The organism is Pandoraea sp. (assembly GCF_004297875.1).
GTDB lineage: Bacteria > Pseudomonadota > Gammaproteobacteria > Burkholderiales > Burkholderiaceae > Pandoraea.
In genome coordinates, this window is record NZ_SCSK01000028.1 from 1 (window position 1) to 15476 (window position 15476).

Sequence of the window (15476 nt, forward strand, 5' to 3'; positions counted from 1 at the left end):
AGCCCAGCGCTTGCAATGCTTTGCGATCCAGCAATTTATCCTCCGATGACCTTTCCTTGCGTCGTCAGATTATCAACTGCCTTGAAAACCCCACGGTTTTCCGCGATGAACCTTTTTTTTGCGGTTCGCTGGCGCGTCTGCCGCGCACAATCCTCTCAGACCGACGATTTGACGCTGGAATAGCCTTCCAGCAATTTGACCATTTGCGCGAAAACCTTCGGATTGCCGGCCAGGATCTCGCCGTGATGCAGGAAATTGCTGTCGCCGACATAGTTGCCGACCAGACCGCCGGCTTCGGTAATGAGCAGGCTACCGGCGGCCATATCCCACGGACTGAGCCCCTGTTCGAAGAAACCATCGAGTCGCCCGGCGGCAACGCTGGCCAGATCAAGAGCAGCCGCGCCCGGGCGGCGGATGCCGGCACAGTGTTCGGTCATCGTGCCGAACATCTTGAGGTAGTTATCGATGCCTTGCAGATCGCGGAACGGAAAGCCGGTGCCGATCAGGCTGTCGGCCAGTTTGTCGCGGCGCGACACGCGCAACCGGCGGTCGTTGAGAAACGCGCCGCGCCCGCGCGAAGCGATGTACAGATCGTTGCGGGTTGGATCGTAAATGACCGCCTGGCTGATGACCCCTTTGTGCGCCAACGCGATCGACACGCAGTAATAGGGGAAGCCGTGAATGAAATTGGTCGTGCCATCGAGCGGATCGATGATCCACTGAAACTCGGAGTCCTGCCCGGAAGCACCAGACTCCTCTGCTAGAATCGCGTGCTCCGGATAGGCGGTCAGCAGGGTTTCGATAATCGCTTGTTCGGCGGCATTATCCACTTCAGTCACGAAATCGTTATGCTGCTTCTTGCTGATCCGGACCAGATCGATATCCAACGAGGCGCGGTTGATGACCTGGCCAGCGCGGCGGGCAGCCTTGACCGCGATGTTGAGCATGGGATGCATAAATAATCCTTTATGTGCTGGATCGCCGGGACGCTGTCCGACAATCGCGCGACGATTGCGTGATGAATTTTGGATAAGAGCGTTGCCGCGGCGATGCCGTGCAGGCATCGCTCGACCCGCTCGCTTGAGCGGGCGCATCGACGGCGAAAGAACGCTATTTTAGCCGAGGAGGCGGGTGTCGTGCCAACTGTCATGCAGTTGTGTGGTTCGGCCGCCGGTTTCGACGCAATTGAGTGAGATTTGCAATGCCAATACGCCCCGATGAAGCGGCGCCGCGCGATGCGCTGTTTGACCAATTTCACTTCGTGCTGGTGGAAACCAGCCATCCCGGCAATGTCGGCGCGGCTGCGCGGGCCATCAAGACCATGGGCTTCGGTCAACTGGTGCTGGCCGTTCCGCGCCTGGGCAGCGACGTCCTGCGGCATCCCGAGGCGATCGCGCTGGCCAGCGGTGCCGACGACGTCCTGGCCGCTGCGCGCATCGAACCCGATTTGCCGGCGGCGCTGACCGGCGTCAATTGGGCCGTGGCGCTGTCGGCGCGTACCCGCGAGTATGGTCCGCCATCGGCGCAGCCGCGTGACTCAGCGACCTTGGCATGCCGGCATGCGACACTCGGCCAGCGGGTCGCTTTCGTCTTCGGCAGCGAGCGGGCAGGGCTGTCCAACGAAGCGGTCGAACTCTGCAACGCCCTGGTGCATATCCCCGCCAATCCGGCATACGCGTCGCTGAACCTGTCGCAGGCGGTGCAGGTGATTGCCTATGAGGCGCGCCTGGCATGTCTGGCCGCGCAGACGTCGCCGGCCGGGCACGAGCTGCCGCCTGAGGAGCTGCTGGCGACCCGCGATGAAATCGAAGGGATGTTCACGCACCTGGAGTCGGCCCTGGTGGCGCTCGATTTTCTCGACCCGGCCAACCCGAAACGGTTGATGACGCGACTGCGCCGTCTGTTCGCGCGCAGCGGCCTGGAGTATGAGGAAGTCAATATTTTGCGCGGCATCGCCAAGCATATCCTGCAGCGGCAGCCTCGCAAGTAGCGCACCCCGCAGGCAACCCGAGGCTCAGCACGGATTCGCAAAAACTCATACAATCCGAAATCATAAGTTCAGAATTGTCCGGTCGAGGTGCTCCTCGGCGCCCGACCGCAAAATCGACTCGCCGCCTATGAACCGTCTGCGTCAACGTTGTTGCGCGTGCCTGCCGTATTACGTGTCCTGTACGCGCGCGTAACGCTCGCCGTGCACGCGATGCGCCGCTGTCTGTCGCCGCGTGCTGCCTTTCGCCTTTTCCCAAAACGCATTCGAGATCGACATCAGGGCCATGCCATCTGAAACGCTATCCCATATTCGCGAAGACATTGCCGCAATCCGGCAAAAGGACCCTGCTGCGCGCAGCAACTGGGAAGTTCTGACCTGCTACCCGGGGCTGCACGCGGTGCTCTGGCACCGCATGGCGCACGGATGCTGGCAACTCGGCTTCAAATGGCTGGGGCGCTTCCTGTCGCAGTTGGGACGCTTTCTGACCGGCATCGAAATTCACCCCGGCGCGACCATCGGCCGGCGCGTGTTCATCGACCACGGCATGGGCGTGGTCATTGGCGAGACGGCGATCATCGGCGATGACTGCACGATATACCAGGGCGTGACGCTGGGTGGCACATCGCTCACGCGTGGCGCAAAGCGCCACCCGACGCTCGAGCGAGGCGTCATCGTTGGCGCGGGTGCGCAAGTGCTGGGCGGCTTTACGGTGGGGGAGGGCGCGAAGATCGGTTCCAACGCGGTGGTGGTCAAGCCGGTGCCGGCCGGGGCCACGGCAGTTGGCAATCCGGCGCGCGTCATCTCGCCAGACCGGCCGCGCGACAAGCCTGACGGCGAGGCCGCCAAACCCGAGTTCTCCGCTTACGGCATCACGCCGAACGCGGATGATCCCGTGTCGCTGGCCATTCACGGCCTGATCGAAAACGCCGCTGATCACTCACAGAAGATCGAGGCGATACTGGCCGCGCTTGACCGGCTCGGCGCGCATCTTGAAGTGCTGCAGCGCTGCAAGGTGGACACCAGCGAGTTGCGCAAGCTCGGCGAAGGGATTCAGGACAACTAACCCGCCGTTGACGCGACAAGCGGGTTCATGCCGTTGACATCGAGCCTGCCCGGCAAATGACTTTCAGTGCGCTGCCGGCTCGAGCGGGGCGGAATACGGCACGGCCCGCAGGCCGTCGGCGTCCCATTGGAGATAGCCGGCCCGGGGGCGGCCGTGATCGCATTCCCAGTCGGTGAGCACCCAGCGATGCGTGGGCTGCCCTTGGCTGTCGAGGTCTTCGTGACACGCGGGGCGATGGGTATGCCCGTGGATCAGGGTGCGGGCGTCGGCGCAGGAAAACAATTCGCGTGCCGCCGCATGATCGACGTCGTCATAGATTTTGCGCTGCTGGGCGCCGGCGCTGCGCGCGCGCAGCCGTTCGGCGATGGCCATGCGAAACCGCAGCGGCAATGCCAGGAACAGCCGCTGCAGTCGGGGCGAGCGCACGACGCGGCGATAACGCATATAGGCCAGGTCGTCGCGGCACAACATATCGCCATGCGTGAGCACGATGCGTTGTCCAAAGCGTTCGACGACACACGGATCGTGCAGCAGCGTGGCGCGAGCGCAGCGGGCGAATCGCTGCCCGAGCAGGAAGTCGCGGTTGCCTGGCATGATGTAGATGGGAAGCCCGGCTTCGCCCAGGGCCGCGAGCCTGGCGGCGATGTCGCGCGCGAACGCACCGAACGAGGCTGGATCGTCAGGATCGGTGTCGAGCATGTCGTCACCGACCCAATATTCGAAAAAGTCACCCAGAATGAACAACTCTCCCGCTGCCTGTGCCGGACCCTGCAACAGGGCGTCGAAGGCGGCTACCGTGCGCGGCAGCGCCGGACTCAGGTGCAGATCGGAAATAAAAAGCGCGGGCCCGCGCAAATGAAACGAGGCGGGCAACCGCGCGATCTCGAACGGCATGCGAGAGCGATTCAGGCAACGATCACGGCTTTTTCGATAATCACGTCATCGGTCGGGACGTCCTGGTGGAAACCGCGCGAGCCGGTCTTGACGGCCTTGATCTGGTCGACCACATCGAGCCCCTCGATCACTTTGCCGAACACGCAGTAACCCCAGCCGCTCGAGGTGGGCGCCTTGAAGTTGAGGAAATCGTTGTCCTTCACGTTGATGAAGAACTGCGCCGTGGCCGAGTGCGGGTCGTTGGTCCGGGCCATCGCAATCGTGCCCCGATCGTTTTGCAGGCCGTTATTCGCCTCATTTTCGATCGGCGCGTCGGACTCCTTCTGCTTCATACCTGGCTCGAAGCCGCCGCCCTGAATCATGAAGCCGTCGATGACGCGATGGAAAATCGTGTTGTCGTAATGGCCCTTACGCACGTAGTTCAAAAAATTCTCGACGGTTTTCGGCGCCTTGTCGGAGTCCAGTTCGAGACGAATGACGCCGAAGTTGGTGTGCAGCTCGACCATGATGTTTCCTTTGCAAAAAAGTGGAGATGATGCCAGGTGCCGGTTCAGGGTTGAACCACGGCGGCGGATTTGATCACGACGGGGGTGACCGGCGTATTGGCATAGGGGCCGCGGGTGGTGGTCGGCACCACTTTGATGCGCTCGACCGTGTCCATGCCGGCGATGACCTTGCCGAACACCGCATAACCGTAACCGTCCGGTTGCGGATAATCCAGTGATGCATTATCCGCCACATTGATGAAAAATTGCGAGGTGGCGGAGTTCGGATCGCTGGTGCGGGCCATGGCGATGGTGCCCGTGGTGTTTTTCAGGCCATTACGGCTCTCGAGCGCGATGGGGGCGCGAGTCGGCTTCTCCTGGTAGTCGGGCGTGTAGCCGCCGCCTTGAATCATGAAACCGTTGATCACGCGGTGGAAGATCGTGCCATCATAAAAACCGCTTTTGGCGTATTGGAGAAAATTGGCGACCGTCCTGGGGGCCTTTTCCGGAAACAGTTCGATCTTGAAATCGCCATCACTGGTCTTGAATTGCACGACCGGATGACTCGTCGGTGCCGCCTGGTTCTTGTCTTGAGCGTGGGCGGGTGCGGTGCCCAGCAAGGTCAGGGCAGTTGCGCCGCATGCTGCAGCGCGCCAAAAGGAAAAGCGATTTGACATGAATTTCATTCCCGAAAATAACGACGGTAATGGCATTGCGGTGGCGAGGCGCCGCCGCATCAGGGGCTCGCGTGACCGTTGGCGGCCGGGGCCGCGCTGGCTGGCGCAGGAGCGGCCGGCGCGATCGTCTGGCTCTGCAGCATATGATCGAGTGCCTGGATCTTGGCGTTGACGTTGGCGCTGGGCGCGAGCTGATTGGCACGCGTATAGGCCTGACCGGCCAATTTGGCGTAGACGTCGCCCAGATTTACGTACGCGACGGCGAAATTCGGGTTGGTGCGAATCGCCATCTCGAGAGCCGCGCGGGCCCGCTCGTAGTGCCCTTCCTGCGCATACAGCGCGGCCAGATTGTTGTATGGCTCGGGCAGCTCAGGAAAATCCTGCGTCAGCGCCGTGAATGCCGCGATGGCCTGCTCGCGCTGACCGAGTTCGGTCAGCACGCGGCCACGCGTGAAGCGCATTTGCGCGTCGCGCGGATACTTTTTCAGATAGGCATCGATGCGCGGCAGCGCCGTCTGGTATTGATGACTGTCGACTAATTTGCCGATAGCGGCGCCGGCCTCCTGCTGGGGTGAGAGCAACTGTGCTTGCGCGACGCCGCTCATGATGAGCGCGGCCGTCAAGGCAGCCAGGACGGGGCGCGGGAGAAACCGGAAACGAAAGGTCATAGTGGCGGCCGGAGGGTGCAAAGGGGCATATAAGTGGTGCTATACTCGGCCGCATTCTAACAAAACGCTCACGCGTGCTGGGGATCCTCCTTGGCCGTGCGGACGTGCTTCTATTGCCGCCTCGCTGTACCCTTCGACCAGCGGGCGTTTTCCTGGGCTGGCATGGCGGGAAAATCGGCAGGCGGCCACGCATCGTTTCTATGGATTCACTCCGGATTTACAACTCGCTGGCGCGGGATAAGCAGCCATTTGTATCGCTGACGCCGGGCGAGGTACGCATGTACGTGTGCGGCATGACCGTCTACGACTATTGTCATGTCGGCCACGCGCGCGTCATGGTGGTGTTCGACATGGTGCAGCGCTGGCTGCGCACGATCGGCTATCGCGTGACCTACGTGCGCAACATCACCGACATCGACGACAAGATCATCAAGCGCGCGACCGAAAACGGCGAAACCATCGGCGTGCTGACCGAGCGTTTCATTCGTTACATGCACGAGGATGCCGACGCACTCGGCGTGCAGCGCCCCGATCATGAGCCGCGTGCCACCCGGTTCGTGCCGCAGATGCTCGACATGATCGGTCGGCTCGAGCGCAACGGATATGCCTACCAGGCCGACGACGGCGACGTCAATTACGCGGTACGGAAATTCGTAGGCTACGGCAAGCTGTCGGGCAAGTCTCTCGAGGATTTGCGCGCTGGCGAGCGCGTTGCCGCCAACGAGGCCAAGCGCGACCCGCTCGACTTCGTGCTATGGAAGCGCGCCAAACCGCAGGAGCCCGATGAATCGAAGTGGGCTTCGCCATGGGGCGCCGGCCGCCCGGGGTGGCACATCGAATGCTCGGCCATGAGCTGCCAGTTGCTGGGCGAGCATTTCGACATCCACGGCGGCGGCGCCGACCTGCAATTTCCGCATCACGAGAATGAAATTGCGCAAAGCGAAGGAGCGAGCGGCAAGCCGTTCGTCAACTACTGGATGCACAACGGCTTCGTGCGAGTCGACAACGAGAAGATGTCGAAATCGCTCGGCAACTTCTTCACCATCCGCGAAGTGCTTGAGAAGTTCGATGCCGAAGTCGTACGGTTTTTTATTTTGCGCACGCATTACCGGAGTCCGCTGAATTACAGCGACACCCATCTCGAGGACGCGCGTGGCGCGCTCACGCGGCTCTATACGGCGCTCAAGGACGTGGCGCCCGATGCCGCGCCGCTCGACTGGGAAGAAGATCACGCACAGCGTTTTCGCGCGGCGATGAACGACGACTTCAACACCGCGCTGGCGGTCTCGGTGCTGTTCGAGTTGGTCAACGGAATCAACAAGACTCAATCCGCCGGGCTGGCGCGGCAACTCAAGGAGCTTGCCGCGACGCTGGGATTGCTCGGGCGAGAGCCGCAAGCGTTCCTGCAGGGGCTGCCCGCGGCTGGCAGCGATGCGGGCTCGCAGGCCTCGGCCAATGCCGGGATCGAGGCTCGCATCGCCGCGCGCGCGGCCGCCAAGCAAGCGAAGAATTTTGCCGAAGCCGATCGCATTCGCGCCGAGTTGCTGGCCGAAGGCATTGTCCTTGAAGACCGGCCGGGCGGTCTGACCGAATGGCGGCGAGGCTAAGAGAATATTGATGGTAACTCGCAAAACCACCACGACCGCACGCGACAAAAGTGCTGCCCTGAAAGTGTCCGCAACGGCCGAAAAGGCAGCAACAACCAGGCAGGTCGTCGCCAAAACCAGCAAGACCACCACAATCGTCACGCCCAGGACGCCGGTCGTCGCGACCGGCGCGGTGCCGGTCAATACGACGGGCACAGGCCGCCCGGATTACTGGGACAAAGCGTGCAGCGACCTGGTCAGGCGCGACCGCATCCTGAAAAAACTGATTCCGCAGTTCGGGCCGGCGCATTTGCTCGGTCGGGGCGATCCGTTCGTGACACTGGCACGCTCGATCGTCGGCCAGCAGATTTCCGTGAAGGCCGCGCAATCCGTTTGGGATCGCGTGGAGGCGACCTGTCCGCGGCTGACGCCCGCGCAGTTCCTCAAGGCGGGCCAAGAGGCGCTGACGGCTTGCGGGCTGTCCAGGCGCAAGGCCGAATACATTCATGATCTCGCCGGGCATTTCAAATCCGGCGCATTGCATGTGAGCTCGTGGTCCGAAATGGACGACGAGAGCGTGATCGCGGAATTGACGCAGATTCGCGGCATTGGCCGCTGGACGGCCGAGATGTTCCTGATGTTCAACCTGCTGCGGCCCAACGTGCTGCCGCTCGACGATATCGGATTGATCAACGCGATCAGCACAAACTATTTCAGCGGCGAACCCGTGACGCGCAGCGAAGCGCGCGAGGTCGCCGCCAACTGGGAACCGTGGCGGTCTGTGGCGACGTGGTACATGTGGCGCAGTCTCGATCCGCTACCGGTCGAATATTGATGGTACTTGCGGCGATTGGATATATCTGTGCGCGATCCGGCCGGATCGTCTCGCAAGAGTTACAATACGCTGCCGAATTTTCCGGGGTTACTCGATGAAAACAACCTTTTTGGATTTTGAACAACCGATCGCCGAGCTTGACGCAAAGATCGAAGAATTGCGTTTCGTGCAGGATGACTCGGCAGTTGATATTTCCGAAGAGATTGACCGGCTCTCGAAAAAAAGCCAGCAACTGACCAAAGACATCTACGCGAACCTGACCCCATGGCAGGTTTCGCAGATCGCGCGCCATCCGCAGCGGCCTTATACGCTCGATTACGTGCGCAATATCTTCACCGATTTCCACGAGCTGCACGGCGATCGGCACTTCGCCGACGATCAGGCGATCGTCGGCGGCATGGCGCGCTTCAACGGCCAGGCCTGCATGGTGATCGGTCATCAGAAAGGGCGCGACACCAAGGAGCGCGCGCTGCGCAATTTCGGCATGCCGCGCCCCGAAGGATATCGCAAGGCATTGCGGCTGATGCGGCTGGCCGAGAAATTCAGCCTGCCGATTTTCACTTTCGTCGACACGCCGGGCGCCTACCCGGGCATCGACGCCGAAGAGCGCGGCCAATCCGAGGCCATCGGCTATAACCTATACGTGATGGCCGAACTCAAGACGCCGATCGTCACCACCATCATCGGCGAGGGCGGTTCGGGCGGCGCGCTGGCGGTAGCCGTTGGAGACAGCGTGCTGATGCTGCAATTCGCCACGTATTCGGTGATTTCCCCCGAGGGTTGCGCGTCGATTCTCTGGAAAAGCGCGGCCAAGGCGCCGGAGGCCGCCGAGGCGCTGGGGCTGACGGCACACCGCTTGAAGGCGCTGGGCCTGATCGACAAGATCGTCAACGAACCGCTGGGCGGCGCGCACCGCGATCCGCTCGGCATGTCGGGCATGCTCAAGCGCGCCCTGGCCGATACGCTGCGGCAGTTTCATGGCATGAGTCCGCGCGAGTTGCTGGCGCGCCGGCACGAGCGGCTGCTGAGCTATGGCAAATTCAAGGAAACCGGCGCCAAATAGTTCTGGCGCCGATCGCGCCGTCGCCGACGTCTCGGCGGCGGTTCGGCAGGCGCTGGCCGGCTGGCTGGCATCCTGTGTTTCATCCTCCTCCCATATCCCCGGTACCATCCCGCGAGTCGCCATCGCACTGAGCGGTGGGCGCGATTCGGCCGTGCTGCTCGACGCGGCGGCGCGGGTCGCCGGCGAGATCGGCATTCATCTGATCGCCCTACATATCCACCATGGCCTGAGCCGTCAGGCCGATAACTGGCAACGGTTTTGCGCCGAGCGCGCGGCCGGCCTGCACGTGCCTTTCGACGCGCGCCGGGTCCGGCTTGACGCGCGCGCCGGGCAGGGTGTCGAAGCGGCGGCGCGCCAGGCCCGCTACGCGGCGTTGCGCGATCTGTGCCAGCACCATGGCGCGACCGGCCTGATGACAGCTCATCATGCGGACGATCAGGCCGAGACGATACTGCTGCAATTGCTGCGCGGCACTGGCTTGCCGGGGGTCGCAGGCATGCCCGAGATGGATCGGCCCGGCCGTCTGGCCGGCGTGACATTACTGCGACCCTTGCTGCACGTCTCGCGCGCGGCAATCGATGCCTATGCGACGCAGCACGGCCTGGATTGGGTCGAGGATGCCTCGAATCAGGACTCACGGTTTCTGCGCAACGCTTTGCGTCATGACGTGATGCCGGCCCTGGCCAGGCATGTCCCCGCGTACCGCCAGACACTGGCGCGCTTTGCCCGGCACGCGCACCAGGCTCAAGCACTGCTCGACGAGCTCGGCGCGCAGGATTTTCAGGCGGCTCGATGGCCCGACGGCACGGGGCTCGATCATCGCGTGCTGCTGCGGCTAGGCGATGCTCGCCTGACCAATCTGTTGCGGTATTGGGTGCGTTTGCTGGGACTGCGCTCGGCCAGCGAATCGCGCCTGGCGGACTGGCAGCGGCAACTGCGTCGCACCGACGGCGCGGCGCAAGTCGAATTGCCGCACGACGGTCGCGTGATGCGCCTTTATCGCCACCGCCTGTATTGGGAAGAGGCATCGCCGCCGCCGGCGCGCGAGCTTGACACCGCGACGACGCTGCGCTGGCATGGGCAACGCGAGTGGCGCTTGCCGAATTGGCGCGGCACGCTGATCTTTTCGCCGATGCCGCCCGGCAGCGACGTCGATACTGCCACGGACGTGCCCGAGCGCCTGTTGGGCTCGGCACTGTTGCGGGCCGAACCCAGAAGCGGTGGCGAGCGGCTCAAGCGACATCCGCGCCAGCCGAGCAAGACGCTGAAAAATCTGTTTCAGGGCGAGGGCGTGCCGGTCTGGCAACGGGCCGTGCCCGTCGTCTGGCTGGGCGAGAGGATTTTGTTCGTGCCGCGGCTGGGCGTCGATCAACGGCTCCTGCGCGATCCATCCGGGCAACTCGAGGCACACCCCGGTGCGTGGCGGCGCCTTGCGTGGCATGGCTTCGACGAGTAATGCGCGGCCCCGTGGCAGTCAAGCGACGCCGCAAATCATGCGATAATAACCTGTTGCGCTGACTGGGGCGCCTATCCCTGCTCGAGTTTGCGGCCCGCTGGCGTTGCGCCGGCCGAGTGCGTTGCCAAAAGCGTTGCGCCATCTGCGTCGAATCCCAATTTTTGCAATCAATGTTTTAGTGATGATATGGCTCTGATCGTACACAAATATGGCGGCACTTCGATGGGCTCGGTCGAGCGGATCAAGAACGTCGCCAAACGCGTCGCCAAATGGCACAAGGCCGGTCATCGCATGGTGGTGGTGCCATCCGCGATGTCCGGCGAGACCAATCGGCTGCTCGGTCTGGCCAAGGAAATCTCCGCGCATCCGGATCCGCGCGAGCTCGACATGATCGCCTCGACCGGCGAGCAGGTCAGCGTCGGGTTGCTGGCGCTGGCGCTCAAGGCCGAAGGGCTCGATGCGGTCAGCTACGCGGGCTGGCAAGTCGCGGTCAAGACCGACAGCTCGTTCACCAAGGCGCGCATCAGCGAAATCGACAGCGAACGCGTGCTGAAGGATCTGGACGAAGGCCGGGTCGTCGTGATCACCGGCTTTCAGGGGGTCGATCCGAACGGCCACATCACGACGCTCGGACGCGGCGGCTCCGATACCTCGGCGGTGGCCATGGCTGCGGCGCTGGGGGCCGACGAATGCCTGATCTACACCGACGTGGATGGCGTCTACACGACCGATCCGCGCGTGGTTGACGATGCCCGCCGGCTCGACAAGATTACCTTCGAGGAAATGCTCGAGATGGCGAGCCTGGGTTCCAAGGTGCTGCAAATCCGTTCGGTGGAGTTTGCCGGCAAATACCAGGTGAAGACCCGCGTGCTGTCGAGCCTGACCGACCCGCTGTGTCCGCTCGAACAGGAAATGCGTTCCGGCACTTTGATTACTTTTGAGGAAGACGAAACGATGGAAAAGGCAGTCATCTCGGGCATCGCGTTTCAGCGCGACGAAGGCAAGATCACCGTCCGGGGTGTGCCGGACAGGCCGGGCATCGCCTACCAGATCCTGGGGCCGATCGCCGACGCCAATATCGACGTCGACATGATCATCCAGAACCAGAGCGTGGAAGGCAAGACCGACTTCACGTTCACGGTGGGCCGCGGCGAATACCAGCGCGCGATGGAGATCCTCAAGACCAGCGTGCAGGCACACGTGGGCGCTGCCGAGATCGTGGGTGACCCCAAGGTTTCGAAGGTCTCCGTGGTTGGCGTTGGCATGCGCTCACACGTCGGCATCGCCAGCACGGCCTTCCGCACGCTCTCCGAAGAAGGTATCAACATCCAGATGATTTCGACCTCGGAAATCAAGATCTCGGTGCTGATCGACGAGAAATACATGGAACTGGCCGTGCGCGCCCTGCACAAGGCGTTCGAGCTCGACCAGGCCTGAGCGAGAGACGAGTTGCCGGCAGAGCGTCATGATATTTGACCGTTCTGCCCCGAACCGTTATTATTCTGCCTTCGCCGCGCCGTCCTCCCGACGGCGCGGCGCGAAGTTCAGGAGACGTGGCCGAGAGGTCGAAGGCACTCCCCTGCTAAGGGAGCATCTGGGCCAAAACCTGGATCGAGGGTTCGAATCCCTCCGTCTCCGCCAAAATGGCTAAAAAACCCTTGATTTTCAAGGGTTTTTTGCTTTTTTGAGTACGTAACTATCAAAATAACTTACAAACAAAATCCCCCCAAAGTCACCACCTGTGAGTGGCTGATATATGAGATATTATGCTATAATATCATTACAATCGATAGGATTTCTGACGATTGCAATGACAGCATAACGTGAAGCGTTCGCATCTCACGTCATTTGTCTAACGAGCGCCGTCCGGCACTCGTTTTCTGAAAATTCCCCTGTAACCCTGGCTGCGTGTCCGAATCGTTCGGAGGATTGCGCTCGCCTATGCATTTGGAGCAATGCAATATGAAATTGAAGAGTGTGAATAGCGGGGAACCGCGGTTTCCGCTAGGTGACTTGGTGACGACCCCGCGCGCCTTGATGGCCTTGCAAGTCGCAGCGACGCCAACAGCGCTGTTGATTCGGCACGTCAAGGGGGACTGGGGCGATGTCTCCGAGCATGATCGCCACCAGAATGAGTTCGCGATCAAGGCGGGCTTGCGAATACTCTCAAGCTATACGCTTGCGACTGGCACAAAAATATGGGTCATTACCGAGGCAGATCGATCCGCGACCACGCTATTGCTGCCGGAGGAGTACTGAAAAGCCTCGCTGCTATCGTGGCAAAGTAGAAAGGGATGTTTGGCCCTGGAAGCGATCGATAAACTCGTGAGGGTCAGCCTCAAGCGCTTGAAGGATATCAAGCAGCTCAATCACATCAATTCGACGTACGCCGCTTTCATACTTCGATACGAAAGTTTGTGTGCGCCCGAGCCGATCAGCAACCTCTTGTTGAAGTAGTCCGCGCTGCTTGCGCAAGTCCGTGAGGAGACGGGCAATCAGCGGATAACGGTGGTCATGTAGGGGATGCGCCATGGACGGATTCTACATGTGCATAGATAATATACTATATGCGCATATAGATTTTATGGGGATGTATTCATGTTGCTTGAGATTTGGCTGCTTTGTGCGGCGGGAATTGCTGCTGCGATTGCATTGGATATGCGGCGGCTCGTCGTCAACCAAATTGGTGTATCTCGCGCGAGCTGGGTAGCGCTAAGCCTTCTCCTTGGCCCGGTCGCTGGAGCGGCGTACCTGCTCCTAAGGCGCAATGCTTATCGCGCCTTAGTGGCGGCCGCACTGAGCCTGATTGGCGATTCCTCCATTTCTGTTCAAACGCGTCGTGAGCGGTTGATGGCATTGGAGCGCGGCGGTCTTATTGGGCGGCCGATTTTGCGTGCTTGTTTGGCGGTGTTGGATCGAAGCCTTCCGCCAACGGGCGCATAGGCAACCACACGCATTTTGATTTTCAGCGTGGGTAGGTTTTTGTTCCGTTCGCCGCCAAGGCGGCGCTTTTTATTATGAAGGAGTAGCGATGAGATTTCAGCCCATTGATTTCAGCGGCGCAGTTGGGCCTCGCACCGCCCAAATCCACGCGTCGAAGCCGTACGCGACGTATGTCTATGACGGCAACACGCTGACCAAGCACGAACAGTCAGTGAAATAGCCAACGATAAACGCTTTGCCGGTGACCCCGCGTCTATTGAGGCAGGCGAGGGCGACGCACAGCGACTCAACGAGAAAGAAATGAACAAGACCATCAAATACCTTTTTATCGGGGCTACCGTCTGGTTGGCACAAACGCCGGTGACCGCCGATGCCCAGACAATTCCACCGGCATGTGACCAATATCTCAAGGTCCTGCGGACATGCGGACCGGATCTCATACGCTTGGCAGCACTGACTCAACCAGATCAGGAGGCGAGCGTCCGAGCCGAAGTCACTGAAGGTTACAAAAGATTGCAGTCTGGGATTCGCACAGGCATCAAGCAACACGGCGAGACTGCGATAGCAGAACGCTGCGCATCCTTACCCGGAAAGGAGCAGATGCAAAGTCAGGCAACCAATATCGTGACGGTACTGGCGTTTGGACACGAACTGTCTGACGCGTGCGAAGCAGCCTATTCAGCGCTGCGATAACAACGAGCGGAGTCAATCAAACATCATGCGCACACTCGGGAACTTCCTTTGGTTTGTTTTTTGCGGCTTCTGGACCTGGCTTTTGTGGGCCGCGGTATCGGCCATCGCGTTTATCTCCATCATCGGCATACCATGGGGACGAGCGTGCTGGAACATCTCCACCTTGGCAGCGGCACCCTTCGGAAAAGACGTCATCAATCGCTATGAGCTGACACAGAAGCGTGATATCGGCACCTCGTTCCTTGGCTCGATCGGGAACATCGTGTGGTTCATCCTCGCCGGCGTCTGGATTGCGATCGTTCACACGATTTCCGGCATCGTGTGCTGTGTCACGCTGGTGGGTATCCCATTTGGACTTCAGCATTTCAAGTTAGCTGGGCTCGCCATAGCGCCGATAGGCAAAGCCGTCGTCTCCAGGGAGTTGGCTGAGACCGCCCGCCAGGAAAACGCGCGTGCCAACCTAGAAAAGGTACGCGCGGGTACACCCATTCACAAAATCAAGGATGATTATCATGAATAAAATCAAATCGGGGTTGGCCATTCTCACGATCGCGATGTTGGCGGGGTGCCAGCAGCAACCAAACGCCCAAGATATCGGTATGTGTTGGAACGCAGATACCAAAGAGACTGTTAATTCGATGGTAAAGAACTACGTCGCTGAATACATCGCCGATGGGATTGCAAAAAACGATAAAACCCATACGAAAGCACAAATCACGGCGTGGGTGAAAGCGCGTGTGATCACCACCTTATCGAACTTCTATGTGCTGACCGCCGATCCTGTGACGGGGAACGTGACTTGCGGTGCCGATGCGGCGATGACCTTTAAGCGAGGAGATAAGACATACACTGGTAGCGGGGCGTCGTTCACGTTTGCGGTATATAACGCTGAAGGAGACAATACGATGTACTCCGTCACCTCCAGGCACTCCTTAACCCAGATGGTTGATGATGCGACAGTGTCCCCGGATGCGGGGAGTGCGAAGCCATCACCCGCCTCTGCGACTCAATAACGAAGAGCTCGCCATCACCTGCGGTGAATCGGGTTTGTATTCCCCATTTCCTTCTTTAACGTACCGAAGGAAATGGGGGATATCGAACAAGAGCACTGATTTCAGTTTAT

The 15476-nt window shown here is 60.7% G+C and carries 19 protein-coding genes and 1 tRNA gene; 14 read left to right on the top strand and 6 right to left on the bottom strand.

Annotated features, from left to right (window positions below; translation table 11 throughout):
• A partial coding sequence (locus EPN80_RS07910; RefSeq protein ID WP_293025553.1) for a hypothetical protein occupies window positions 1-183 on the top strand: 183 nt, incomplete at its 5' end.
• On the opposite strand, the gene EPN80_RS07915 is transcribed toward EPN80_RS07910, so the two are convergent.
• Window positions 156-956 (bottom strand): inositol monophosphatase family protein, encoded by an 801-nt coding sequence (locus tag EPN80_RS07915; protein WP_293025555.1) that lies wholly within the window; start codon window positions 954-956, stop codon window positions 156-158. The two genes, EPN80_RS07910 and EPN80_RS07915, sit on opposite strands and share 28 nt — an antisense overlap.
• 245 nt (window positions 957-1201) lie before the next feature.
• On the opposite strand from EPN80_RS07915, the gene EPN80_RS07920 reads away from it, so the two are divergent.
• Both EPN80_RS07920 and cysE read left to right on the top strand, forming a co-directional pair.
• The gene (locus EPN80_RS07920) at window positions 1202-1990 is read left to right on the top strand and encodes an RNA methyltransferase (RefSeq protein ID WP_293025557.1); all 789 of its coding nucleotides are present in this window, start codon (window positions 1202-1204) and stop codon (window positions 1988-1990) included.
• Window positions 1991-2273: 283 nt separating this feature from the next.
• Complete coding sequence (gene cysE, locus EPN80_RS07925; protein WP_293025558.1) at window positions 2274-3053, top strand: serine O-acetyltransferase; 780 nt, start codon at window positions 2274-2276, stop codon at window positions 3051-3053.
• Window positions 3054-3116: 63 nt separating this feature from the next.
• Here cysE and EPN80_RS07930 read toward each other — a convergent pair whose 3' ends face one another.
• From EPN80_RS07930 to EPN80_RS07945, 4 genes are read right to left on the bottom strand one after another with little or no spacing between them, the layout of a single operon-like run.
• Complete coding sequence (locus EPN80_RS07930) at window positions 3117-3947, bottom strand: UDP-2,3-diacylglucosamine diphosphatase (RefSeq protein WP_293025560.1); 831 nt, start codon at window positions 3945-3947, stop codon at window positions 3117-3119.
• 11 nt (window positions 3948-3958) lie between these two features.
• Window positions 3959-4453, bottom strand: a complete 495-nt coding sequence (locus EPN80_RS07935) for a peptidylprolyl isomerase (RefSeq protein WP_293025562.1) — start codon at window positions 4451-4453, stop codon at window positions 3959-3961.
• Window positions 4454-4497: 44 nt separating this feature from the next.
• Window positions 4498-5109, bottom strand: coding sequence for a peptidylprolyl isomerase (locus EPN80_RS07940; RefSeq protein WP_293025564.1), 612 nt, complete (start codon window positions 5107-5109; stop codon window positions 4498-4500).
• 59 nt (window positions 5110-5168) lie between these two features.
• A complete protein-coding gene (locus tag EPN80_RS07945) occupies window positions 5169-5777 on the bottom strand; it encodes a tetratricopeptide repeat protein (protein WP_293025566.1) in 609 nt (202 codons plus the stop codon).
• Window positions 5778-5977: 200 nt separating this feature from the next.
• Between EPN80_RS07945 and cysS the strand changes: the two genes are divergently transcribed.
• From cysS to EPN80_RS07980, 7 genes are all read left to right on the top strand, one after another.
• Window positions 5978-7384 (top strand): cysteine--tRNA ligase, encoded by a 1407-nt coding sequence (gene cysS / locus EPN80_RS07950; protein WP_293025568.1) that lies wholly within the window; start codon window positions 5978-5980, stop codon window positions 7382-7384.
• Window positions 7385-7394: 10 nt separating this feature from the next.
• Entirely contained in the window at window positions 7395-8198 is an 804-nt protein-coding gene (locus EPN80_RS07955) for a DNA-3-methyladenine glycosylase (RefSeq protein WP_293025570.1), read from the top strand.
• A 94-nt stretch (window positions 8199-8292) separates the two neighbouring features.
• Window positions 8293-9261 (top strand): acetyl-CoA carboxylase carboxyltransferase subunit alpha, encoded by a 969-nt coding sequence (locus EPN80_RS07960; RefSeq protein ID WP_293025572.1) that lies wholly within the window; start codon window positions 8293-8295, stop codon window positions 9259-9261.
• Complete coding sequence (gene tilS / locus EPN80_RS07965; RefSeq protein WP_293025574.1) at window positions 9230-10717, top strand: tRNA lysidine(34) synthetase TilS; 1488 nt, start codon at window positions 9230-9232, stop codon at window positions 10715-10717. The genes EPN80_RS07960 and tilS overlap by 32 nt, the downstream gene beginning before the upstream one ends.
• Before the next feature lie 186 nt (window positions 10718-10903).
• Complete coding sequence (locus tag EPN80_RS07970) at window positions 10904-12154, top strand: aspartate kinase (RefSeq protein WP_293025576.1); 1251 nt, start codon at window positions 10904-10906, stop codon at window positions 12152-12154.
• A gap of 110 nt (window positions 12155-12264) precedes the next feature.
• Window positions 12265-12358 (top strand) — tRNA-Ser (locus tag EPN80_RS07975).
• A 321-nt stretch (window positions 12359-12679) separates the two neighbouring features.
• Window positions 12680-12976, top strand: coding sequence for a hypothetical protein (locus tag EPN80_RS07980; RefSeq protein ID WP_293025578.1), 297 nt, complete (start codon window positions 12680-12682; stop codon window positions 12974-12976).
• A 12-nt stretch (window positions 12977-12988) separates the two neighbouring features.
• Here EPN80_RS07980 and EPN80_RS07985 read toward each other — a convergent pair whose 3' ends face one another.
• Complete coding sequence (locus EPN80_RS07985; protein WP_293025580.1) at window positions 12989-13249, bottom strand: helix-turn-helix transcriptional regulator; 261 nt, start codon at window positions 13247-13249, stop codon at window positions 12989-12991.
• A 66-nt stretch (window positions 13250-13315) separates the two neighbouring features.
• On the opposite strand from EPN80_RS07985, the gene EPN80_RS07990 reads away from it, so the two are divergent.
• From EPN80_RS07990 to EPN80_RS08005, 4 genes are all read left to right on the top strand, one after another.
• Window positions 13316-13660, top strand: a complete 345-nt coding sequence (locus EPN80_RS07990; RefSeq protein WP_293025582.1) for a hypothetical protein — start codon at window positions 13316-13318, stop codon at window positions 13658-13660.
• Between the two features lie 300 nt (window positions 13661-13960).
• A complete protein-coding gene (locus tag EPN80_RS07995) occupies window positions 13961-14353 on the top strand; it encodes a hypothetical protein (RefSeq protein ID WP_293025584.1) in 393 nt (130 codons plus the stop codon).
• 25 nt (window positions 14354-14378) lie between these two features.
• A complete protein-coding gene (locus tag EPN80_RS08000) occupies window positions 14379-14873 on the top strand; it encodes a YccF domain-containing protein (RefSeq protein WP_293025586.1) in 495 nt (164 codons plus the stop codon).
• Window positions 14866-15366 carry a hypothetical protein gene (locus EPN80_RS08005; RefSeq protein WP_293025588.1) on the top strand — a complete coding sequence of 167 codons (501 nt, stop codon included), beginning with the start codon at window positions 14866-14868 and terminating at the stop codon, window positions 15364-15366. Before EPN80_RS08000 ends, EPN80_RS08005 begins: the two co-directional genes overlap by 8 nt.
• Window positions 15367-15476 lie beyond the last annotated feature (110 nt).

Bases quoted from the DNA above. Each gene is read 5' to 3' on its own strand.
- EPN80_RS07915 (WP_293025555.1), bottom strand. From the start codon at position 956: ATGCATCCCATGCTCAACATCGCGGTCAAGGCTGCCCGCCGCGCTGGC.
- EPN80_RS07920 (WP_293025557.1), top strand. From the start codon at position 1,202: ATGCCAATACGCCCCGATGAAGCGGCGCCGCGCGATGCGCTGTTTGAC.
- cysE (WP_293025558.1), top strand. From the start codon at position 2,274: ATGCCATCTGAAACGCTATCCCATATTCGCGAAGACATTGCCGCAATC.
- EPN80_RS07930 (WP_293025560.1), bottom strand. From the start codon at position 3,947: ATGCCGTTCGAGATCGCGCGGTTGCCCGCCTCGTTTCATTTGCGCGGG.
- EPN80_RS07935 (WP_293025562.1), bottom strand. From the start codon at position 4,453: ATGGTCGAGCTGCACACCAACTTCGGCGTCATTCGTCTCGAACTGGAC.
- EPN80_RS07940 (WP_293025564.1), bottom strand. From the start codon at position 5,109: ATGTCAAATCGCTTTTCCTTTTGGCGCGCTGCAGCATGCGGCGCAACT.
- EPN80_RS07945 (WP_293025566.1), bottom strand. From the start codon at position 5,777: ATGACCTTTCGTTTCCGGTTTCTCCCGCGCCCCGTCCTGGCTGCCTTG.
- cysS (WP_293025568.1), top strand. From the start codon at position 5,978: ATGGATTCACTCCGGATTTACAACTCGCTGGCGCGGGATAAGCAGCCA.
- EPN80_RS07955 (WP_293025570.1), top strand. From the start codon at position 7,395: ATGGTAACTCGCAAAACCACCACGACCGCACGCGACAAAAGTGCTGCC.
- EPN80_RS07960 (WP_293025572.1), top strand. From the start codon at position 8,293: ATGAAAACAACCTTTTTGGATTTTGAACAACCGATCGCCGAGCTTGAC.
- tilS (WP_293025574.1), top strand. From the start codon at position 9,230: ATGGCAAATTCAAGGAAACCGGCGCCAAATAGTTCTGGCGCCGATCGC.
- EPN80_RS07970 (WP_293025576.1), top strand. From the start codon at position 10,904: ATGGCTCTGATCGTACACAAATATGGCGGCACTTCGATGGGCTCGGTC.
- EPN80_RS07980 (WP_293025578.1), top strand. From the start codon at position 12,680: ATGAAATTGAAGAGTGTGAATAGCGGGGAACCGCGGTTTCCGCTAGGT.
- EPN80_RS07985 (WP_293025580.1), bottom strand. From the start codon at position 13,249: ATGGCGCATCCCCTACATGACCACCGTTATCCGCTGATTGCCCGTCTC.
- EPN80_RS07990 (WP_293025582.1), top strand. From the start codon at position 13,316: ATGTTGCTTGAGATTTGGCTGCTTTGTGCGGCGGGAATTGCTGCTGCG.
- EPN80_RS07995 (WP_293025584.1), top strand. From the start codon at position 13,961: ATGAACAAGACCATCAAATACCTTTTTATCGGGGCTACCGTCTGGTTG.
- EPN80_RS08000 (WP_293025586.1), top strand. From the start codon at position 14,379: ATGCGCACACTCGGGAACTTCCTTTGGTTTGTTTTTTGCGGCTTCTGG.
- EPN80_RS08005 (WP_293025588.1), top strand. From the start codon at position 14,866: ATGAATAAAATCAAATCGGGGTTGGCCATTCTCACGATCGCGATGTTG.